The sequence below is a fragment of the Corynebacterium lizhenjunii genome (assembly GCF_011038655.2).
Classification (GTDB): domain Bacteria; phylum Actinomycetota; class Actinomycetes; order Mycobacteriales; family Mycobacteriaceae; genus Corynebacterium; species Corynebacterium lizhenjunii.
Map to the genome: position 1 here is coordinate 1,063,541 of NZ_CP064954.1, position 17,746 is coordinate 1,081,286.

Below are 17,746 nucleotides of genomic sequence, written 5' to 3' on the forward strand. Positions count from 1 at the left end.
AATCGGCCCAGGAACCGGCGTGCCCCGCCTGGGCTTTTGGCTGGGTTGTTCTACCGTGGAGCCCATGACTATGAACAACTCCGGCGCCAACGCGCAGGGCGGGCCCGATAACGCTCGCAATTTCGACGACGTCGACGTCCCCGCCTACAACCCCCAGGCCGGCTCTCCCGCCAATTCGCCTCAGGCCGGTGCTCCTGGCCGTACGCCCCAGGGCGGATTCCCTACCTATTCTCCGCAGGCCGGCGGCGAGGAGACCCTGAGCTTTTCTGCACCGTCGATGCCGCCGTCCACCCCTGGCCCCGCGAGCGCAGCGCCTTCCAGCCCTGCCAACGTCGCGCCCTCTGGTCCCGCTAACGTCGCATCCCCTGGTCCTGCGAACGCTGTGCCTTCCAATCCAGCACAGTCTAATCCGGCGCAGTTTAATCCGGCACTGGGCACCCCAGGCCCGACGGGACCGGTGCCAGGCGGCCAGGTGGCGGGGGCATCGGCAGGCTTGGGCGTGACCACGGCCGAGCCCATGGTGGTCCCGGAAGGCCAACCGGAGCCGAGCCCGGAAGAACTCAAGGCCGAGCAGGCGCGGCAAAAGCGCGCCGAGCGTAAGGCAGACCCACGGCGCGGCACGCTGGACCTCGGTCTGCTGTTTGTGCGCATCGCGCTGGGTGGATACCTCATTTTTGCCAGCGTGCTGTCGTTCTTCGCTTTTGGGGAGACCCGCGGGCTCAGCGGCCTGGAAGCTGACTTCACTGCCCAGGGCTACGCGATGCCGCAGGTCCTCTCCATTGGCGTGCCCACCGTCCAGCTGCTGGCCGGGGTGTTCCTGTTGTTGGGATTGGTCACACCTCTGGCATCCATGCTGGGTCTGGTGGTGACGGCCTTTAGCGCGCTGCACGCGCTTACGGTCGCGGGAGTTGGCATCGACGTCGTGCAGTGGCCGGACGCAGTCTGGCTGTCGCTGGTGCTGCTGCTGAGCAACGTGGCACTACAGTTCACCGGTCCGGGCGTGATTTCGCTGGACTTTGGGCGTTCCTGGGCGCGCCGGCCGCTGGCGTCGTCGTGGGTCTTCATCATCGTCGGCGCAGCACTTGCGGTGGCCGTGTGGTGGTTTGGCGCAGCCGTCAACCCACTGCGCTAGACTCTGGCCGCGGCGTGGCGGGTTTATGGTTTAGGGCTGAAGAGTCCTAAGGTGGATTGGTCATGACTTCTTCGCCCTCGGTTCCTGCCACCCGTCCTTCCCTGGCGTACCGCTCGGATATCGACGGCCTGCGCGGGCTGGCCATCGCGCTGGTGGTGGTCTTTCACGTCTTCGTGGGCAAGGTCTCCTCCGGTGTGGACGTCTTCTTGTTCATCGGCGGGGTGTTCTTTTTTGGCCCCCAGATTCGCAACGCGCTCAGCCCCAACGGTCTGACGCTCTTCCAAGCCGTGGTGCGCATGCTTCGCCGTCTGTTTCCGGCGTTGGTTACCGTCGTGCTGGCCACCCTGGTCATGGCCGTGGCAGTCTTTCCCGTCACCCGCTGGCCCGCGCTGGGCCATGACGCGCTGACCTCCCTGGCCTACATTCACAATCTCGCGCTGGCCCGTGCCGATAACGACTACGCGGCTATCGGCACGGATGTAAGCATCTACCAGCACCTGTGGTCCATGTCGGTGCAGATGCAGATTTACCTGGGGTCTTTGGTGTGCATCACCGTGCTGGTCGGCCTGGCGCGCCGACGGGCCGAACGTGTGGCATCGACCGCCCTGCTCTTCGCCACCGCGGCCAGCTTCCTTTTTGCTGTCTACCAGCACCAGGTGGACCAGGGCTGGAACTACTATTCCCCGGGATCGCGGTTTTGGGAAATCGGTCTAGGCGGAATTTTTGGGATATGGCTCGTCCGCCGCGCGCTTCCTCCCGCATTCGCGGCCTGGCGGGCACCCGTCGGGGCGCTGGGACTGTTGCTCATCGGCGGCACCGGCATCTTTCTTGACGGCGCCAGCCAATTCCCCGGCCCATGGACGCTCATTCCCTTAGCTGGCGCGGCGCTAGTCATTCTGGCCGGCAACCCGACCACCACCGCGCAGCCGGAGAACCTCATTACTCGCGGCCTGAAATCGCTACTGCCGCAATTCCTGGGCCGCATTTCCTACAGCCTCTACCTGTGGCACTGGCCGCTACTAGCCCTGGCCACCTACGCCTTCGACACCTCCACCCACGGACAAGTCCGCGCACAATCATCAGGAGTCATCGCCGTCCTCGGCACCACCCGCGGAATCCTGGTTGGTGGTGGCGTCATCGCAGTGTCCATCGCACTGGCCTGGGCAACGCTACGCTGGGTGGAACACCCCACCCGGCAGGCCGCCAAGCCGCAGCGCCGCTCCTGGCTGGTGAGGGACCAGCAGTACTGGCAAGAACTGGCGGGGGCGGGGCGGCATCGGCAAGCTCTGGCAGCGGGCATGGCGGCGCTGACGGTGGGCACCATCATTTTTGCTTCTGCGCTGCAGCCTCCCCGCCAGATTGCCGATGCCCCCGTCGCCGGCACCCCCCAAGACCAAGCGCTCTACCCCGGGCCCGTGGCGCTGCTGGAAGGTCGCGACGTGCCGGTTCGTCCCTCCATCCCGCCGGCTTCCAACCCCATTGAGTCCTTCTATCCGCCCACTGGCGCCGACGGCTGTGCCGGACTGATCGAGCACAGCGACCTGATCCTGCAGCAGCAATTCAACCAGTCCGAACAGCCCTGCGCCTACGGCGACGTCGAGGCCACCCGCACCATGTACCTCTACGGCAATTCGCACGCGGAACACTTCCTGCCCGCGCTGGATTACGTGGGGCGCAGCACGGGAATTCGGATTATCCCGCTGCTGAAGATGAGCTGCTATCCCGGCGGGCCGGACGTGCGCACCGATGGCAAGGAGTACCCGGAATGCGGGCAGTGGAAGGAGACGGCGGAGAAATACATTCTGGACAATCCGCCCACCGATGGCGTCATGGTCGTCTCCACCGTGCCGGAGCAAGGAAGCACCGGGCCGGACACCGTGGCTGAGGGACTTTACGACATCGTTTCCCGGCTGCGGGAACGCGGAATTTCTGTGTGGGCGCTGCGGGACTCGCCGTGGCCGCACACGGAATATGGCATTTTGGATGTCCGCGGCTGCGTTGTGGAATTAGACCCGCAGGAGGCGGCGGAGCTGTGTAGAATTCCCCGGGCCTCGGCTCTGGAGCCGATAAACCCAGCTATCGGCGGACTGGCTGGCCTGGGGGTCCACCATCTGGACTTGACCGCCGGGTTGTGCGATGAGCAGTGGTGCCCCGGCGTGGTGGGCAACGTGTTGGTGTACCGGGATTCTTCGCACCTGACCGATACTTACTCCGCACTGCTGGGGCCCGAACTCGAGCGTCAGATGCTAGCGGCCGAGCCGCAGCTGCCTTATGCGCCTGCTTCTGACCCCGTGCTCCAGCCTGCCGATGCCGATGACGGGCCCGCCGACGACTTGCCCGCCGACGACCTGCCCGCCGGTGCCGTGCCGGGAGAGTCCGCCCCCAGCTAACAGAGGTGCGCGCCTATACTGTTGGCGATGAATTTTTCAGCCCTTGCCCAATACGTGGACGCTGCCGCACGCCCAGGCCGACCAGTGTGGCAGCCCTTGGCTCAAAAAGCCCTGTGGGTTGCTGCAATTATCGCGGTGCTCAAGGTCATGGTGGTGGACCCGCTGGCCACGTATGGACCGGACTTTGACCCCATCTGGAATGCCAATCAGAAATACCTGCAGGGCTTGCCAGTCTACGACGAAGACTACACGCAAGACTTCCCGCACTATCTGTATTCGCCGGGGGCGACGTTGTTGCTGGCGCCAATTGGGATTCTTGGCCAGCGCGATTTTGCGCGCTGGGTGTTGCTGTTAGCCGGCGGCCTGTGCGTCCTTTTAGCAATGTACATTCTGGTTCGTTGCGTGACTTCCACGGGCCGCCGCACCGCGTTTCTGGCGTTTATTGTGGCAACTTTCTACTATGAGCAGCCGGTTTCCACCACGTTGTCGCTGACAAACATTAATGGCTTCTTGCTGTTGGTGGAGGTGTTGTGCATTGTGGCGCTGTTGTCGGCGTTGCGTGCTGCCAGATCTGGCTGGTGGGCGTGGCAACGAGCGCAGGTTCGCCGCGGTGATGTCTGGGCAGCCGGATTGCTCATTGGGGTGGCGGTGACCATCAAACCGCAGTTTGTGGTGCTGGCCGTGGTGCCTTTCCTCACTGGCCTGTGGGTCCCGCTCTTGGTGGCGGGGATCTTTATGCTCGTGGTCTTTGCCGCCGGGTGGGCCACGATGGCGCAGCCGATGGATTACGTAGATCGTCTCCTGCCATACTTGGCCCAGGCGCGTGACTATAACAATGGTTCCATTTCGGGAATCGGCGCGCAGCTGGGCTGGCCCGATGCCCTCGTCGTTGGCCTCCGGGTTGTCTTCCTGCTGATGGTTGCCGCAGCCATTGCAGCTTTGTGGCGCTGGCGTCATGTGGACACCACCATGTGGTTGCTGTGTACCCTCGGCGTGTTGTTTTGTGGCGTGCTGATGGGCTCCGGCCTACTGCAGGGTTACTACAACATGTGGCTGTTTCCGATGCTTGCCACCGTTCTAAGCACCCGTTCACCCATGCACTCGCCGTGGATGTGGCTGGCTTATGCGGCATTGTCCGCTAGCACGGTGTGGTGGGGCCACTTGCCAGAGGCCATAACCGCGGTGTTGCGCTGGCAGGCTTCTATCGCGTGGGTGAGCATTCCACTGATCGTGTTGGTCTGGTCGCTGCGTAATCGCCCCGCAAGCACTCCCACACACAGTTAGCCCGCGCTTCTAGCCCCTCCGGCTGCCTGTTGTTGGCTGCCGTGGGGCTGGGGTGTTGCGCTGCGCCGGACTTGAGCGCTGCGCTGCCTGCGCTGCTGGTTGCGCAGCCTACCGCGTCGCGCTTGCCGCGTCGCGCTTGGCGTGCTGCCGGCGCTGCGGGCGTGGGGTTTAGTTGGTGGGGCTGGTTGGCACCGGGACACCACCACCAGGTGACTGCCAAGCAACCTGCCCACCAACCCTTACCATCCGGCCGCGGTGGATGGGCACTCCTCCCGGCGGGTGGTCTTCGTTGGCACCATTATGGTGCGGGCATAACACCGTGAGGTTCTTGATGTTGGTTTCCCCACCGTCAGCCCACGACGTGATGTGGTGGACTTGGCACTTATCAAACGGCACGTGACAGTCCAACCACGCACACTCAGGGCTTTCCGCGGCAAGGAGGAGGCGCTGCTTGTCGGTAGCAAAGCGCTCCATACGGTAGACATCCACCGGACCGTGCACCCGGCTAAGAATCGCCACAAACCCGTGCTTGAGCAAAATGCGCTCAGCTAGTTCTTTCCCAGGCATCCGCGCCCCATTATTCGCCCGAACAATAATGTCGCCCGCAGACCCCACACCGCCTGCGTTAGCACCGCTGGTGTTGGCATTGCCTTCGTTGGCGCTGCTTGCGCTGGCACTGGTGTGGGTGTTGTCCGTGGGGTTGGCGCCGGCAGAGTCTGTACTGGTGTGGTTGCAGTCGTTAACGGCGAGCAGTTTGGCGAAGGTGTCTAGCTGCAGGGTGATCATGGGGATGTAGTTCAATCGCCCGGCTCCACCTTCACCGCGTACTAGGTTAAGGAAGCTTTCTGCCGGGGCGGATTGGTCGATGGCATCGTAGACGTCTGTAAGGTCCACGTCGCGTGCGGTAATGGACATGGTGGCTGTGCCGTTGGCGTAGCGGCGTATAGAGACTTTTTCTACTGGGGTGTCATCCTTTGGGTTCCATTCCCGGCGTAGTTTGCGTGCCATAGTGGTGAATTGGCCTGCGGGTGTAGCACACAGGTGTTGGCGCATTCTCCATTGTTGGGTGGTTTTTGTCTTGGTGACTTCGCGTTCTATTTCTTGCATGGCGATAAGCCCGTGTCCGTGGCGGCGGGCGCCTTTAATAGCGCTCCTTTGCCGCCGGGAGGGCTGGCCAGGACCGTAGTACAGGCGGTGGAGGCGCACCAGGAACTCTGCGGTATCTGGTGCAACGCCTAAGCTCACCAGGTCTGTGGTGGTGGCGCGCTCCAGTTGTGGCAGTGCGTCGATGACGCTGCCTAGCAGGGCGGCGATGTTGATCTCTTTCATGGTTTTGACGCTAAGGCGATTGTGCAACCGTGTGCAAGGGGAATTTTGGGAAAACCCGAAATCTGTGGATAACTTGTCCCCACCCGTGGCAGAAATGGGGAGTTATCCACAGGCTGGCTGTAGGTGCGGTTGCCACCGTGCGAAATGCCAGAGTACTATGGCGCGCGCACGCGGGGACCGGTCAGTAGTGCGGCGGTGCGGTGCAGGATTAGTGAATATGGCGCGCGCACGCGGGAAAAGGGACGGCGCAAAACCGAGCTGCCCGGCACACGGGTGGACGGCGGCGCGCGGTCAAATGAAGGGGTTGGTGGCTTGGTTTTGTCCGGTGATGGGATGCAGCGGATGCGGGCGGGGGCCGCGGATGCGGGCAGGGGGGCAGTGGCGAGCAGGGGCATCGGCAAGCTAGGGGTACTGGCAAGCGACGCTTGAGGCGGCGAAAAGAAGCGGACCACAACGCGGCAGAAATCAGCGCGCTGCGGTCCGTGAGTGGCGGTGGAGTTAGTTCACGCGGCCATCGACGACGCGGACGGCGCCGCGGTCGGCGGAGGTAGCCATGTTGGCGTAGGCGCGCAACGCCTTAGTCACCGGGCGGTTGCGGTTGACAGGGGTCCAGGGGTTCTCCCGGGCTACCTGGGCGGTGCGGCGGCGCTCCAGCTCGGCGTCATCGACATCCAGGGTCAGTTTGCGCTGGTGGATGTCTATGGTGATGGTATCGCCATTTTCGACCAAGCCGATCAGACCACCGTGGGCGGCTTCGGGGGAGATGTGGCCGATGGACAGGCCCGAAGTACCGCCGGAGAAACGGCCGTCCGTAATGAGCGCGCAGGCCTTGCCCAAGCCAGAGCCCTTGAGGAAGGACGTCGGGTGCAGCATTTCTTGCATGCCTGGACCACCAGCAGGGCCCTCGTAACGGATGACGATCACATCGCCGGCCTGGACCTCGCGCTTCAAGATGATGGACACGGCCTCCTCCTGCGACTCCACCACGCGGGCCGGACCGCTAAAGGTCCACAGTTCTTCCTCCACTCCGGCGGCCTTGACAATCGCGCCGTTGGGCGCCAGGTTGCCGCGCAGGACCACCAGGCCGCCATCGGCTGAAAAGGCGTGCTCAACATCATGGATGCAGCCGTTCTCGGCGTCTGTATCCAAGCTATCCCACCGAGTGTCTTGGGAGAAAGGCTCAGTGGTGCGCACCCCACCGGGGGCGGCGTGGAAGAGTTCGACGGCGCGCTCGGTAGTTTTGCCCCCGCGGACGTCCCAATCCGCCAACCAAGAATCCAGATCCGGGTATGCCACCGTGTGCACGTTGGTGTCCAGGAAGCCGCCGCGGTGCAGTTCGCCCAAGATGGCGGGAATGCCACCGGCGCGGTGGACGTCTTCAATGTGGTAAGTCCCGTTGGGGGCTACTTTGGAAATGCACGGAACGCGGTAGGAGATCTCATTAATATCCTCCAAGGTAAAGTCCACCTCGCCTTCCTGGGCCGCGGCCAGGGTGTGGAGGATAGTATTGGTGGAACCGCCCATGGCCATGTCCAACGCCATGGCATTGCTAAATGCCGCCTTGGTGGCAATGTTGCGCGGCAGGACGGACTCGTCTTCTTGCCCGTAGTAACGCTGACACATCTCCACGATGGTCTCGCCGGCCTCAACGAAGAGTTGGCGGCGTGCTGCATGGGTAGCCAAGGTGGTGCCATTGCCAGGCAAAGCCAGGCCCAGGGCCTCGGTGAGGCAGTTCATGGAATTAGCAGTGAACATGCCCGAACAGGAACCGCAGGTGGGGCAGGCGGACTCTTCCACCAGGCGCAGGTCCTCGTCAGAGACGGCATCGGAAGCCGAAGCAGTAATCGCCGTAATCAGATCCGTAGGAGCCTTGGCCACACCGTCAACCACCACAACCTTACCGGCTTCCATCGGGCCACCAGAGACGAAAATGGTGGGGATGTTCAGGCGCAATGCGGCGTTGAGCATGCCTGGGGTGATCTTGTCGCAGTTGGAGATACACACCAGGGCATCGGCAGTGTGGGCATTGACCATGTACTCGATGGAGTCAGAGATGATCTCGCGCGAGGGCAGCGAGTACAGCATGCCGGAGTGACCCATGGCAATACCATCATCGACAGCGATGGTGCTGAACTCTTTGGGCACACCACCTGCGGCGCGCACGGCATCAGCCACAATGTCGCCGACGTTTTTTAGGTGCACGTGGCCGGGGACGAACTGGGTGTAGGAGTTGGCAATGGCCACGATTGGCTTGCCAAATTCGTGCTCCTTGGTGCCGGTTGCACGCCACAGCGCACGGGCGCCGGATGCTTGACGGCCAACAGTGGTGACTTTAGAGCGCAGCGGAAACATGGGGTCCTTATATGGGTTGAAGTTATGGTGACAAAGAGGGAGCGGGAGGGCATGGGGACAAGGAGTCGGAAGCCGGTTAGGCGCGGCGACGCGGGGGAGTGTCCGGCTGGGTTGCCGAGGGGGATTCGGCAAGCTGTTGCTGGTGGCGGGCATATTCTTCCTGGGTGAGCAAGACTTGCTGGCCGTCGCGGTGGATTACCACTACCTTTTCGTTAGCTGCTGCCTGTCCCGCGCTTAGTGCGTCCGGAATCCGGCCGCGGGAGGCTTGGGACAACCTCGGCAAGGAGTTAAACGTGATGCCGGGAAGATTTATTTCTTCGCCAGTGTTGGTGCGCGCGAAAGCCCGTGCGCCCTTGAAGCCGATGCCTGCGAACTGCTCCCAGCTCAAGGATCGGTTGCCGCGGAATGCGTACTGGATGTCCAGGCCTTCCTCGCTAACGATGGTGCGGGCCTTGAGTACCCAGTACATCCATGCCAGCGGGAAGATGAGCACCCAGGCCAGGTATTGCGGGGCCCAGCCGATACCGATTACCGCAATCATCACCATCAGCGCGATGGCCAGCAGATGCGAGCGGTCAGGGGTAAACGTGTGCGCATTCATAGCCACCCAGCCTAATTCACTGCCGTGACTGACCGTTAGTAGGGGCCATAAACGCAGGTGCGGGCGCGTGCGTGGGGTGTGATGTGACGGGAATACCTGTCGAGTGTATGATAGTTAACCATGATCATTATTCGGCTTCAGCTTGTAGTACCGTCCGCGGCGCCTGCCGCAACGCGTTAAGTTGACGTTGATGAAGCAAGCGCCCTCGCCAGATGCCACCGCAGCATCTGAGACGGGGGCTTTGTTTATGGAGGGCCACCCGTACCCTTCTAGCGATGATTATGTTGTCCCGCACATCAGTGGGGCTGTGCTCAAGAGCTTAAGATAACTTCTGACCGATTTTGACCATCTCAAGGAGAGATTCTCGTGGCAGCTTCTCATACGCCGTCGCCGGCAACGCTACCCACACACGCCAAGCCGGGTACCGAACGCATGACGGGTGCGCAGGCGATTGTGCGCACGCTAGAGGACTTGGGCACCGAGCTGGTATTTGGCATTCCGGGTGGCGCGGTGCTGCCGCTTTATGATGCCCTGCACGCCTCCACCTCCCTGCGCCACGTGCTGACCAGGCACGAGCAGGGGGCCGGCCATGCTGCCGAGGGTTACGCACAGGCTACGGGCAAGGTGGGGGTGTGCATTGCTACCTCGGGCCCCGGTGCGACCAACCTGGTGACCCCGCTTGCCGATGCCAACTTGGATTCTGTGCCCATTGTGGCTATCACTGGCCAGGTGGGCTCCAACTTGTTGGGTACGGACGCGTTCCAGGAAGCTGATATTCGCGGCGTGACCATGCCGATTACCAAGCACAATTACATTGTGACCCACCCGCAGGAGATTCCGGAGGCCATTGCGGCGGCCTTCCATCTGGCCTCTACGGGCCGCCCGGGCCCGGTGCTGGTGGATATTCCGAAGGATGTCCAGAATGACTACTTGGACTATTCTTTCCCGCCGGTTATCGACCTGCCGGGTTATAAGCCGGTGACTACGCCGCACCCGCGGCAGATCACTCAGGCGGTTAAGCTGATTGCCCAGTCTCAGCGCCCGGTGCTCTACGTGGGTGGCGGTGTGATTAAGGCTAATGCGCACCGCGAGCTGCTGGAGTTTGCAGAATACACCGGCATCCCGGTGGTTACCACCCTGATGGCTCTGGGGTCCTTCCCGGATTCGCACCCGCAGCACATGGGTATGCCGGGCATGCATGGCACGGTTCCGGCGGTGGCTGCCTTGCAGCGTTCGGACTTGATCATCGCTATCGGCGCTCGTTTTGATGACCGCGTGACGGGTGACCTGAATTCCTTTGCCCCGCACGCCCAGGTGATCCAGGCGGACATTGACCCAGCTGAGGTAGGCAAGCTGCGCGAGGTTAATGTGCCAATTGTGGGCGATGCCCGCGAAGTGTTGCTCCAGCTGACCAAGGTTTATCAAAATGACTCTGCGCTCAACCCTCCGGAGATGCACTCCTGGCTGAGCTACTTGGCGGACATGAAGGGTCGTTTCCCGCGCGGTTGGGAGCCTACTGCTGATGGCAAGCTTAACCCGCAATTCGTGATCGAGAAGCTGTCGGAAGTCGTGGGCCCGGATGCGGTCTATGTGGCCGGAGTGGGGCAGCACCAGATGTGGTCTGCGCAGTTCATTGATTTTGAAAAGCCGCGTACGTGGCTTAACTCCGGTGGTGCGGGAACCATGGGCTACTCCATCCCTGCTGCAATGGGCGCCAAGGCTGGCCAGCCGGACAAAGAGGTGTGGGCAATTGATGGTGACGGCTGCTTCCAGATGACTAACCAGGAGTTGACCACGGCTGCGGTGGAGGGTTTCCCCATCAAGGTGGCGGTGATCAACAACGGCAACTTGGGCATGGTGCGCCAATGGCAGACGCTGTTTTATGACAAGCATTACTCCAACACCAAGCTGCGCGAAGAGGACCGCTATCTGCCGGACTTTGTGCAACTGGCTCAGGCGCTGGGCTGTGAGGCCATCCGCGTGACCACCGAAGAAGAGGTAGTGCCGGCTATTGAGCGGGCGCGGCAGATCACTGATCGCCCGGTGCTCATCGACTTCATCGTCGGTGAGGATGCCCAGGTGTGGCCGATGGTCTCCGGTGGGGCGTCGAATGAGGAAATCCAGTACGCCCTGGGCTTGCGCCCACTGTTTGATGAGAATGAGTCGGCGGCCGAAAGCCCTGCCGATATTCACGAAGCGATTGAGGAGGCCTAAGGATAATGGCAGCAACTGACATCACCCGCCACACCCTGTCTGTGCTGGTGCAGGACGTGGAGGGCATTATCTCCCGCGTGACGGGAATGTTTTCCCGCCGTGGCTATAACCTCATCTCCCTGGTCTCTGCCCGCACGGAAACCGAAGGCATTAACCGTTTGACCATTGTGGTCGACGCTAACGACATCGTTATTGAGCAGGTAACCAAGCAGCTAAATAAGCTGGTTCATGTGCTCAAAGTGGTGGAGTTAGAAGAGGACCTCTCCATTGCTCGTGCCATCATGTTGGTCAAGGTAGCGGCAGATAACACCAACCGCCCGCAGGTGGTGGATGCGGTCAACATCTTCCGCGCCCGCGTGGTGGACGTAGCCCAGGAATCTGTGGTCATCGAGGCCACCGGTACTCCGGGTAAGCTGCGCGCGTTGTTGGATGTGCTCGAGCCTTTTGGTATCCGCGAACTGGTCCAGTCTGGTCACGTGGCTCTCTCGCGCGGTCCAAAGGCGATGGCTCCCACTAAGCACTAGGGCAGGGCCCGCTGTGTGCTGCGGGTGGCCCGGCAAGAGCTAGGGGCGGGCCTCCGTGCCCAAGAGCCCCGATTTCCCACAAAATGAGACAAAATTGCAAACTTGTCTCAGGTAATGAAAAAATGGGCTGTGGGTGTGTGCTATAACTTTAAGCAATCACTACTCACATCCCGCTCACTTTTTAAGGATTGATACTCATGGCAATTGAGACTTACTACGACGCTGACGCTGACCTGTCCATCATCCAGGGCCGCAAGGTTGCCATCATTGGCTACGGCTCCCAGGGCCACGCCCACGCCCAGAACCTGCGTGACTCCGGCGTTGAGGTTGCTATTGGTCTGCGTGAAGGCTCCAAGTCCCGCCCGAAGGCTGAAGAAGCCGGCTTCAAGGTGCTCACCAACGCAGAGGCCGCGAAGTGGGCGGACGTGATCATGCTGCTGGCCCCGGACACCTCCCAGGCTGCCATCTACACCGAGGATATTGCCCCGAACCTCGAAGATGGCAACGCGTTGTTCTTTGGCCACGGTCTGAACATTCATTTTGACCTCATCACCCCGGCGGACAACATCACCATCGGCATGGTAGCGCCGAAGGGCCCGGGCCACTTGGTCCGCCGCCAGTTCGTGGACGGCAAGGGCGTCCCGTGCTTGATCGCCGTGGACCAGGATCCCAAGGGAGAGGGCAAGGAGCTGTGTCTGTCCTACGCAGCCGCCATTGGTGGTGCCCGCGCAGGTGTCATCCCCACCACCTTCAAGGATGAGACCGAAACTGATCTCTTCGGTGAGCAGGCCGTGCTCTGCGGTGGCCTGGAGTACCTGATGATGGCTGGCTTTGAAACCCTGACCGAGGCCGGCTACGAGCCGGAGATGGCATACTTCGAGGTGCTGCATGAGATGAAGCTCATTGTGGACCTCGTTTGGGAGGGCGGCCTGGCCAACATGAACTACTCCATCTCTGATACCGCAGAGTTCGGCGGTTACGTTGCCGGCCCGCGTATCATCGATGAGTCCGTGAAGGCCCGCATGAAGGATGTGCTGACCGACATTCAGGATGGCACCTTTGTCAAGCGCCTGGTTGCCAACGTTGAGGGTGGCAACAAGGAGCTGGAGCAGATGCGTGCTGAGGTCAACTCCCACCCGATCGAGGACACCGGCTCCAAGCTGCGCGACCTGATGTCCTGGGTCAAGAACCCGCTGGACGCCACCGCGTAAAAACCGCAGGTCAACGGCCTAAGGGATCCGGCCGGCTTCGGCGCGATCCCGCTAGGATCCCGCAAAATCTCGCTAAACGCCAACAGCCCCCGGCCATTAGGCCGGGGGGGCTGCTTTCGGTGGCTGGGGTAGGCAAACCGGGAGGAAACGGGGGCATCGGCAAGCTCTGGGTGTCCGACTGTGTCCGATTACATCTGCCTGCACAAGCTAGACCCTGGGCAGCCTGCGGTAGGGTTGGAGTTATGGGTTTTACCACGCCAAGCTTTGATCTGCTAGACCTATTTGCTCGCATTGACCGGGGGGATATTCAGCTGCCGGACTTCCAGCGCGACTATGCCTGGGATGAGGACCGCATTCGTTCCCTGATTGTCACGGTCCTGCGCGGTTACCCGGTGGGGGCGTTGATGGTGCTGGATACTCGCAATGAGCCCATGCGATTTCGGCCGCGGCCGCTGCGGGGTGCACCGGATACGGGCGCGCGCCCGGGGCTGTTGCTGCTGGATGGTCAGCAGCGTCTGACCACGTTGTACCACTGTTTCCGCGGTGCGGGCACGGTGCGCACCACGGATTTCCGTGCCAAGCGGGTGACGCGGACTTTTTATGTGGACGTGGCCAAGGCGGTCTCGGAGCCGATGTTGCCGGATGAGGCCGTTTTTGCCGTCGATGAGTCCGGCAAGGTCAGTTCGCATTTTGGTCCTGAGCTTGCCGATTCCCCCGCATCCGCCACGCCCCAGTTGCCCGGGTGTATTGCGGTGGCTGATTTGCTTTTTGCTGCGGGGACGCGCGCTCTTTTTGAGCTCGCGGCAGGGGAGTTGGCTGCGGAGGCGGCGGAGTTTCACAATCGGATAATGCGCCCGCTGGCGGGCTATGACGTCCCGGTGATTCGCCTGGCGCGCGAAACTGAGCGCTCCGGGGTGGGGCAGGTTTTTGCCCAAGCCAACTCCAGCGGTTTGCAGATGGACGTCTTCGACCTGCTCACGGCGGTCTTTGCTAGTGAAGACCCAGATTTTCATCTGCGGGAGCATTGGGAGGACATTCGGGGTGGCTTAGAGCGCCACCCGGCGTTGGCGGGTATTGGGCATACAGAATTCTTGTCCGCTGTGAGCTTGCTGGTTACCGCGCAGCGTGGGCACGCGGCAGGCAACCGGGAGGATGTATTGTCACTGTCCTTAGCGGATTACCGGCGGGTGGCTGCTACGTTGCGGGTGACTTTTGAAGAGGTCGCGGCGTTTTTGTCCCAGCGGTGCATTTTCTCGCAGTCGCAGGTGCCGTTTGATGCTCAACTGGTGCCGCTGGCGGTGATTTTGGCACGCTTGGTGGACCGCCCGGGGGTGTTGGCGCAGCGAGAGGCGTGGGACAAGATTAACCGTTGGTTCTGGTCGGGAGTCTTTGGTGAGCTCTATGGCGGACACGATGTGGCCCAGCGCGCGGCGCGTGATGTTGATGAGGTGGTCGCGTGGGTGCTGGGGGAGACTGAGGTGGTGCCCAAGACCGTGCGCGACGCCACGTTTGCGGAGTCGCGGTTGTTGTCTGCTACCCCGGATTCGGGGATTTTCAAGGCGCTAGATGCACTGCTGATGGCGCGTGGTGCGCGCGATTGGCGTAGCGGGCGCGAATTTGACCGCACGACGTTCTCTGAACTTAGCCCGGGCTTTTATCCGGTGTTCCCCCTGGCGTGGTGCGACCAGCATGGTGTGGATCCGATTTTGGCGCAGTCGGTGCTCAATCGCACGCCGATGGGCAAGCGCACGGAGGTTATCGTCGATGACCGCAGCCCGCAGCGCTACCTGCCCCGGGTGCAGTCGAAGTCGATTATGGAGGACGCGGAATTTGATGCCGTGTTAGCCTCGCATGAATTGGACCCGGTACATTTGCACGGCGGTAAGGCGGCGGAGTTCTTCGCGGACCGGCGCCGTCGCTTCGTCGGGATGGTAGAACACGCCATGGGCAAGGACGTCATCCGCGATGTGGATGGCACGGATTTGCGTTCTGGGGCTGAGGGGCCGGATGCCTTCGCTCGTTAGTCGCGGCGCCCGTCAAAGAGAGTCTGGTGCGCCTACCGCTGCGCGGGCACTGGCTGGGTGCGTGGTGGCTGGGTCTATCCTGGCTGGGTCTATGCTGGCAGGGTCTATGCTGGCAGGGAGTGTGCTGGTTGGTTGTGCGCCGCAGAAACCGCCGATGCCCTCGCCCCAAGACCTGGCCACTGTGCCGGAGGAAGACATTGACCTGGTTCGTGCTGCGCAGGCCAATGCTGGTGGCTTTGTTCAGGAGCGTTTTCGCGGCCGGGTAGAGGTGTTGCCGGATTATTGGGGCGTGGAGTCGGTGCGCGAGTTCTTCCCGGACTCGGAGGCGCTGATTATCGCGGAGAACTCAGCGGCGCCTTTGTTGCGGGCGGCATCGTTGTCCGTGGCGCAGCGGGTGCCGATGGTTATTTTTGATTCCTCCGTGCGCGAGGAAATCTTCCGGCTGGTAAAGAAGTTGGGCGTGCGTCATGTGCTTTTGGTGGGCCAGGTGCCGGTAACCGCCAGTACCGGAACGGTGGAGGTGGTGCGGGATCCGGGTACTACCAGTGCGATGGGGGTGATGACGGCGTTCCAGTTCGATAGCAAGGTGGTGGGTTCCCCGGAGCAGATCGCCCAGGCGGTGGCGCAGCTGGACCCGGGGGCGCACACGGAGCTCAAGGCCGCGTGGGAGCCGCTTGCACGCCGCGAGCACTTAGAGGCTCAACCTTTGCCCGCACAGCCGCGCCGTGATGGGCAAATGGCCCCAGTGGTGGTGGCTACGGCAGCGACGAGCCCTGCGGCGGTGGCCAACGCCCGTGCCTTTGGCGCCGAAGTGCGGATTATGCCGACTGCTAACCCGCAGGAATCGAAGGCGGCGTACGCGATGGTGGCGGGTTTGGACAATGGTCCACTGGTGGCGTTGGGGGAGGACTTTGGTGACCCTCACCTATTGAGCGACCGAATTGGACAGGGCTGGCGTGAATAACCTACACTTTCGCGTATCTTATACACCCCACTGACTCGAAGGGATCTCATGTCGAAGCCGGTTGTTCTCATCGCCGATAAGCTTGCCCAGTCCACCGTGGCTGCACTGGGAGAGGGGGTCGAGGTCCGCTGGGTAGATGGTCCTAACCGGGCGGAGCTGCTGGCAGCAGTGCCGGAGGCTGATGCGCTGCTGGTGCGCTCGGCTACCACTGTCGATGCCGAGGTCCTAGCTGCAGCCAGCAAGCTCAAGATTGTCGGCCGCGCTGGTGTGGGCCTGGATAACGTGGACATCCCGGCTGCCACGGAGCGCGGCGTCATGGTGGTCAACGCGCCTACCTCCAACATTCACTCCGCCTGTGAGCAGGCCATTGCCCTGCTAATGGCCACCGCCCGGCAAGTTCCGGCGGCGGATCAATCGCTGCGCCAGGGCCAGTGGAAGCGCTCGGAATTCAAGGGCGTGGAAATCTACGGGAAGACTATTGGCATTGTGGGCTTTGGTCACATTGGTCAGCTTTTTGCCCAGCGCCTGGCAGCTTTTGAAACCACTATCATTGCTTATGATCCTTATGCCAACCCCGCTCGCGCAGCCGCATTGAACGTGGAACTGGTGGACCTGGAAACGCTGGTGGGCCGGGCAGACTTTGTCACCATTCACCTGCCCAAGACGCCGGAGACTTCCGGCATGTTCAATGCGGAGCTGTTGGCCAAGGCCAAGCCTGGGCAGATCCTGATCAACGCTGCCCGCGGTGGTTTGGTTGATGAGCAAGCCCTGGCGGATTCGATTGCCGCGGGCCACCACCGCGGTGCAGGCTTCGATGTTTTTGCCTCCGAGCCGTGCACGGATTCGCCGCTGTTTGCTCTGCCGCAGGTTACGGTGTCGCCGCACTTGGGGGCATCGACGGAAGAAGCCCAGGACCGTGCCGGCACCGATGTGGCGGAGTCCGTGCTCAAGGCTCTGGCCGGGGAGTTTGTGGCAGATGCCGTCAACGTCCAGGGCGGCCGCGTGGGCGAGGAGGTCGCTGGCTGGCTAGAGATTGCCCGCAAGCTGGGCCTGACCGCGGGCACGCTGCTGGGCAAAGCACCGGTAGCCATCGAGGTCGAAGCGTGCGGCGAGTTGTCCACCGAGGATGTCGAGGCCCTGGGATTGTCCGCCGTGCGCGGCCTGTTCTCCGGCGTGGTCTCTGAGGCGGTCACCTTTGTCAATGCAATGCAGATCGCGGACAACCGCGGGGTCAGCGTTTCGGTGCGCACCAATGCCGAGTCCAAGGGCCACCGCTCTTCCCTGCGCGTGAAAGTCATTTCCGCTGATGGAGATTCTTCGCAGCTCACCGGCGCCCTGGCGGGGATTGATGGGGTAGAGAAGTTCATCCGCATCAATGGCCGCGGCGTGGATATGCGCGCCACTGGCCGCAACCTCTTCTTCCGCTACGCCGATAAGCCGGGTGCGCTGGGCGTGGTGGGCTCCGCTCTGGGCGCGCGCGGAATCAATATCCAGGCCGCAGCCCTGACCCAGGGCAAGGTTCAGGAGGAAGCCGTGCTGATTCTGCGGGTGGACCAGCCGGTCCCGGACGACGTTGTCGCGCAGGTCTCCCAGGACCTTGCGGCCGTGGCGTTCCAGTTCGACCTGGATTCCTAGCCCCGCGCTTGAGGGCCCGCATTTGAGGGTCCTGCGCTCGAGGGCCCCGCATCTGAGGGTCCTGCGTGCTACACTAACCGCAAGTA

At 62.2% G+C, this 17,746-nt stretch carries 12 protein-coding genes; 9 read left to right on the forward strand and 3 right to left on the reverse strand.

From position 1 onward, the window contains the following. Nucleotides 1-64: 64 nt before the first annotated feature. The 3 genes from G7Y31_RS04970 to G7Y31_RS04980 all read left to right on the forward strand — a co-directional run bounded on the left by G7Y31_RS04970 (nucleotide 65) and on the right by G7Y31_RS04980 (nucleotide 4,806). The gene (locus tag G7Y31_RS04970) at nucleotides 65-1,132 is read left to right on the forward strand and encodes a DoxX family protein (protein ID WP_244977445.1); all 1,068 of its coding nucleotides are present in this window, start codon (nucleotides 65-67) and stop codon (nucleotides 1,130-1,132) included. Nucleotides 1,133-1,194: 62 nt separating this feature from the next. Next, entirely contained in the window at nucleotides 1,195-3,522 is a 2,328-nt protein-coding gene (locus tag G7Y31_RS04975) for an acyltransferase family protein (protein ID WP_165009170.1), read from the forward strand. 27 nt (nucleotides 3,523-3,549) lie between these two features. Next, entirely contained in the window at nucleotides 3,550-4,806 is a 1,257-nt protein-coding gene (locus G7Y31_RS04980) for a glycosyltransferase family 87 protein (RefSeq protein WP_165009172.1), read from the forward strand. 168 nt (nucleotides 4,807-4,974) lie between these two features. Here G7Y31_RS04980 and G7Y31_RS04985 read toward each other — a convergent pair whose 3' ends face one another. From G7Y31_RS04985 to G7Y31_RS04995, 3 genes are all read right to left on the reverse strand, one after another. Continuing rightward, a complete protein-coding gene (locus G7Y31_RS04985; protein ID WP_244977446.1) occupies nucleotides 4,975-6,135 on the reverse strand; it encodes an HNH endonuclease signature motif containing protein in 1,161 nt (386 codons plus the stop codon). Nucleotides 6,136-6,633: 498 nt separating this feature from the next. Next, on the reverse strand, nucleotides 6,634-8,487 hold the full coding sequence (ilvD, locus tag G7Y31_RS04990; protein ID WP_165009174.1) for a dihydroxy-acid dehydratase: 1,854 nt from the start codon (nucleotides 8,485-8,487) through the stop codon (nucleotides 6,634-6,636). 76 nt (nucleotides 8,488-8,563) lie between these two features. Then, nucleotides 8,564-9,088, reverse strand: coding sequence for a PH domain-containing protein (locus G7Y31_RS04995; protein ID WP_165009176.1), 525 nt, complete (start codon nucleotides 9,086-9,088; stop codon nucleotides 8,564-8,566). 432 nt (nucleotides 9,089-9,520) lie between these two features. Between G7Y31_RS04995 and G7Y31_RS05000 the strand changes: the two genes are divergently transcribed. From G7Y31_RS05000 to serA, 6 genes are all read left to right on the forward strand, one after another. Then, entirely contained in the window at nucleotides 9,521-11,302 is a 1,782-nt protein-coding gene (locus tag G7Y31_RS05000; protein WP_244977466.1) for an acetolactate synthase large subunit, read from the forward strand. A gap of 5 nt (nucleotides 11,303-11,307) precedes the next feature. Further along, complete coding sequence (gene ilvN, locus G7Y31_RS05005; protein WP_165009187.1) at nucleotides 11,308-11,826, forward strand: acetolactate synthase small subunit; 519 nt, start codon at nucleotides 11,308-11,310, stop codon at nucleotides 11,824-11,826. A gap of 197 nt (nucleotides 11,827-12,023) precedes the next feature. After that, nucleotides 12,024-13,037, forward strand: a complete 1,014-nt coding sequence (gene ilvC / locus G7Y31_RS05010) for a ketol-acid reductoisomerase (protein ID WP_165009189.1) — start codon at nucleotides 12,024-12,026, stop codon at nucleotides 13,035-13,037. Nucleotides 13,038-13,279: 242 nt separating this feature from the next. Then, a complete protein-coding gene (locus tag G7Y31_RS05015; protein ID WP_165009191.1) occupies nucleotides 13,280-15,061 on the forward strand; it encodes a GmrSD restriction endonuclease domain-containing protein in 1,782 nt (593 codons plus the stop codon). A 154-nt stretch (nucleotides 15,062-15,215) separates the two neighbouring features. Then, nucleotides 15,216-16,025, forward strand: a complete 810-nt coding sequence (locus tag G7Y31_RS05020; RefSeq protein ID WP_165009193.1) for a hypothetical protein — start codon at nucleotides 15,216-15,218, stop codon at nucleotides 16,023-16,025. Nucleotides 16,026-16,073: 48 nt separating this feature from the next. After that, the gene (serA, locus tag G7Y31_RS05025; protein WP_165009195.1) at nucleotides 16,074-17,660 is read left to right on the forward strand and encodes a phosphoglycerate dehydrogenase; all 1,587 of its coding nucleotides are present in this window, start codon (nucleotides 16,074-16,076) and stop codon (nucleotides 17,658-17,660) included. Nucleotides 17,661-17,746 lie beyond the last annotated feature (86 nt).

Bases quoted from the DNA above. Each gene is read 5' to 3' on its own strand.
- G7Y31_RS04975 (WP_165009170.1), top strand. From the start codon at position 1,195: ATGACTTCTTCGCCCTCGGTTCCTGCCACCCGTCCTTCCCTGGCGTAC.
- ilvC (WP_165009189.1), top strand. From the start codon at position 12,024: ATGGCAATTGAGACTTACTACGACGCTGACGCTGACCTGTCCATCATC.
- ilvD (WP_165009174.1), bottom strand. From the start codon at position 8,487: ATGTTTCCGCTGCGCTCTAAAGTCACCACTGTTGGCCGTCAAGCATCC.
- G7Y31_RS04995 (WP_165009176.1), bottom strand. From the start codon at position 9,088: ATGAATGCGCACACGTTTACCCCTGACCGCTCGCATCTGCTGGCCATC.
- G7Y31_RS04980 (WP_165009172.1), top strand. From the start codon at position 3,550: ATGAATTTTTCAGCCCTTGCCCAATACGTGGACGCTGCCGCACGCCCA.
- G7Y31_RS04970 (WP_244977445.1), top strand. From the start codon at position 65: ATGACTATGAACAACTCCGGCGCCAACGCGCAGGGCGGGCCCGATAAC.
- serA (WP_165009195.1), top strand. From the start codon at position 16,074: ATGTCGAAGCCGGTTGTTCTCATCGCCGATAAGCTTGCCCAGTCCACC.
- G7Y31_RS05000 (WP_244977466.1), top strand. From the start codon at position 9,521: ATGACGGGTGCGCAGGCGATTGTGCGCACGCTAGAGGACTTGGGCACC.
- ilvN (WP_165009187.1), top strand. From the start codon at position 11,308: ATGGCAGCAACTGACATCACCCGCCACACCCTGTCTGTGCTGGTGCAG.
- G7Y31_RS05015 (WP_165009191.1), top strand. From the start codon at position 13,280: ATGGGTTTTACCACGCCAAGCTTTGATCTGCTAGACCTATTTGCTCGC.
- G7Y31_RS05020 (WP_165009193.1), top strand. From the start codon at position 15,216: ATGCCCTCGCCCCAAGACCTGGCCACTGTGCCGGAGGAAGACATTGAC.
- G7Y31_RS04985 (WP_244977446.1), bottom strand. From the start codon at position 6,135: ATGAAAGAGATCAACATCGCCGCCCTGCTAGGCAGCGTCATCGACGCA.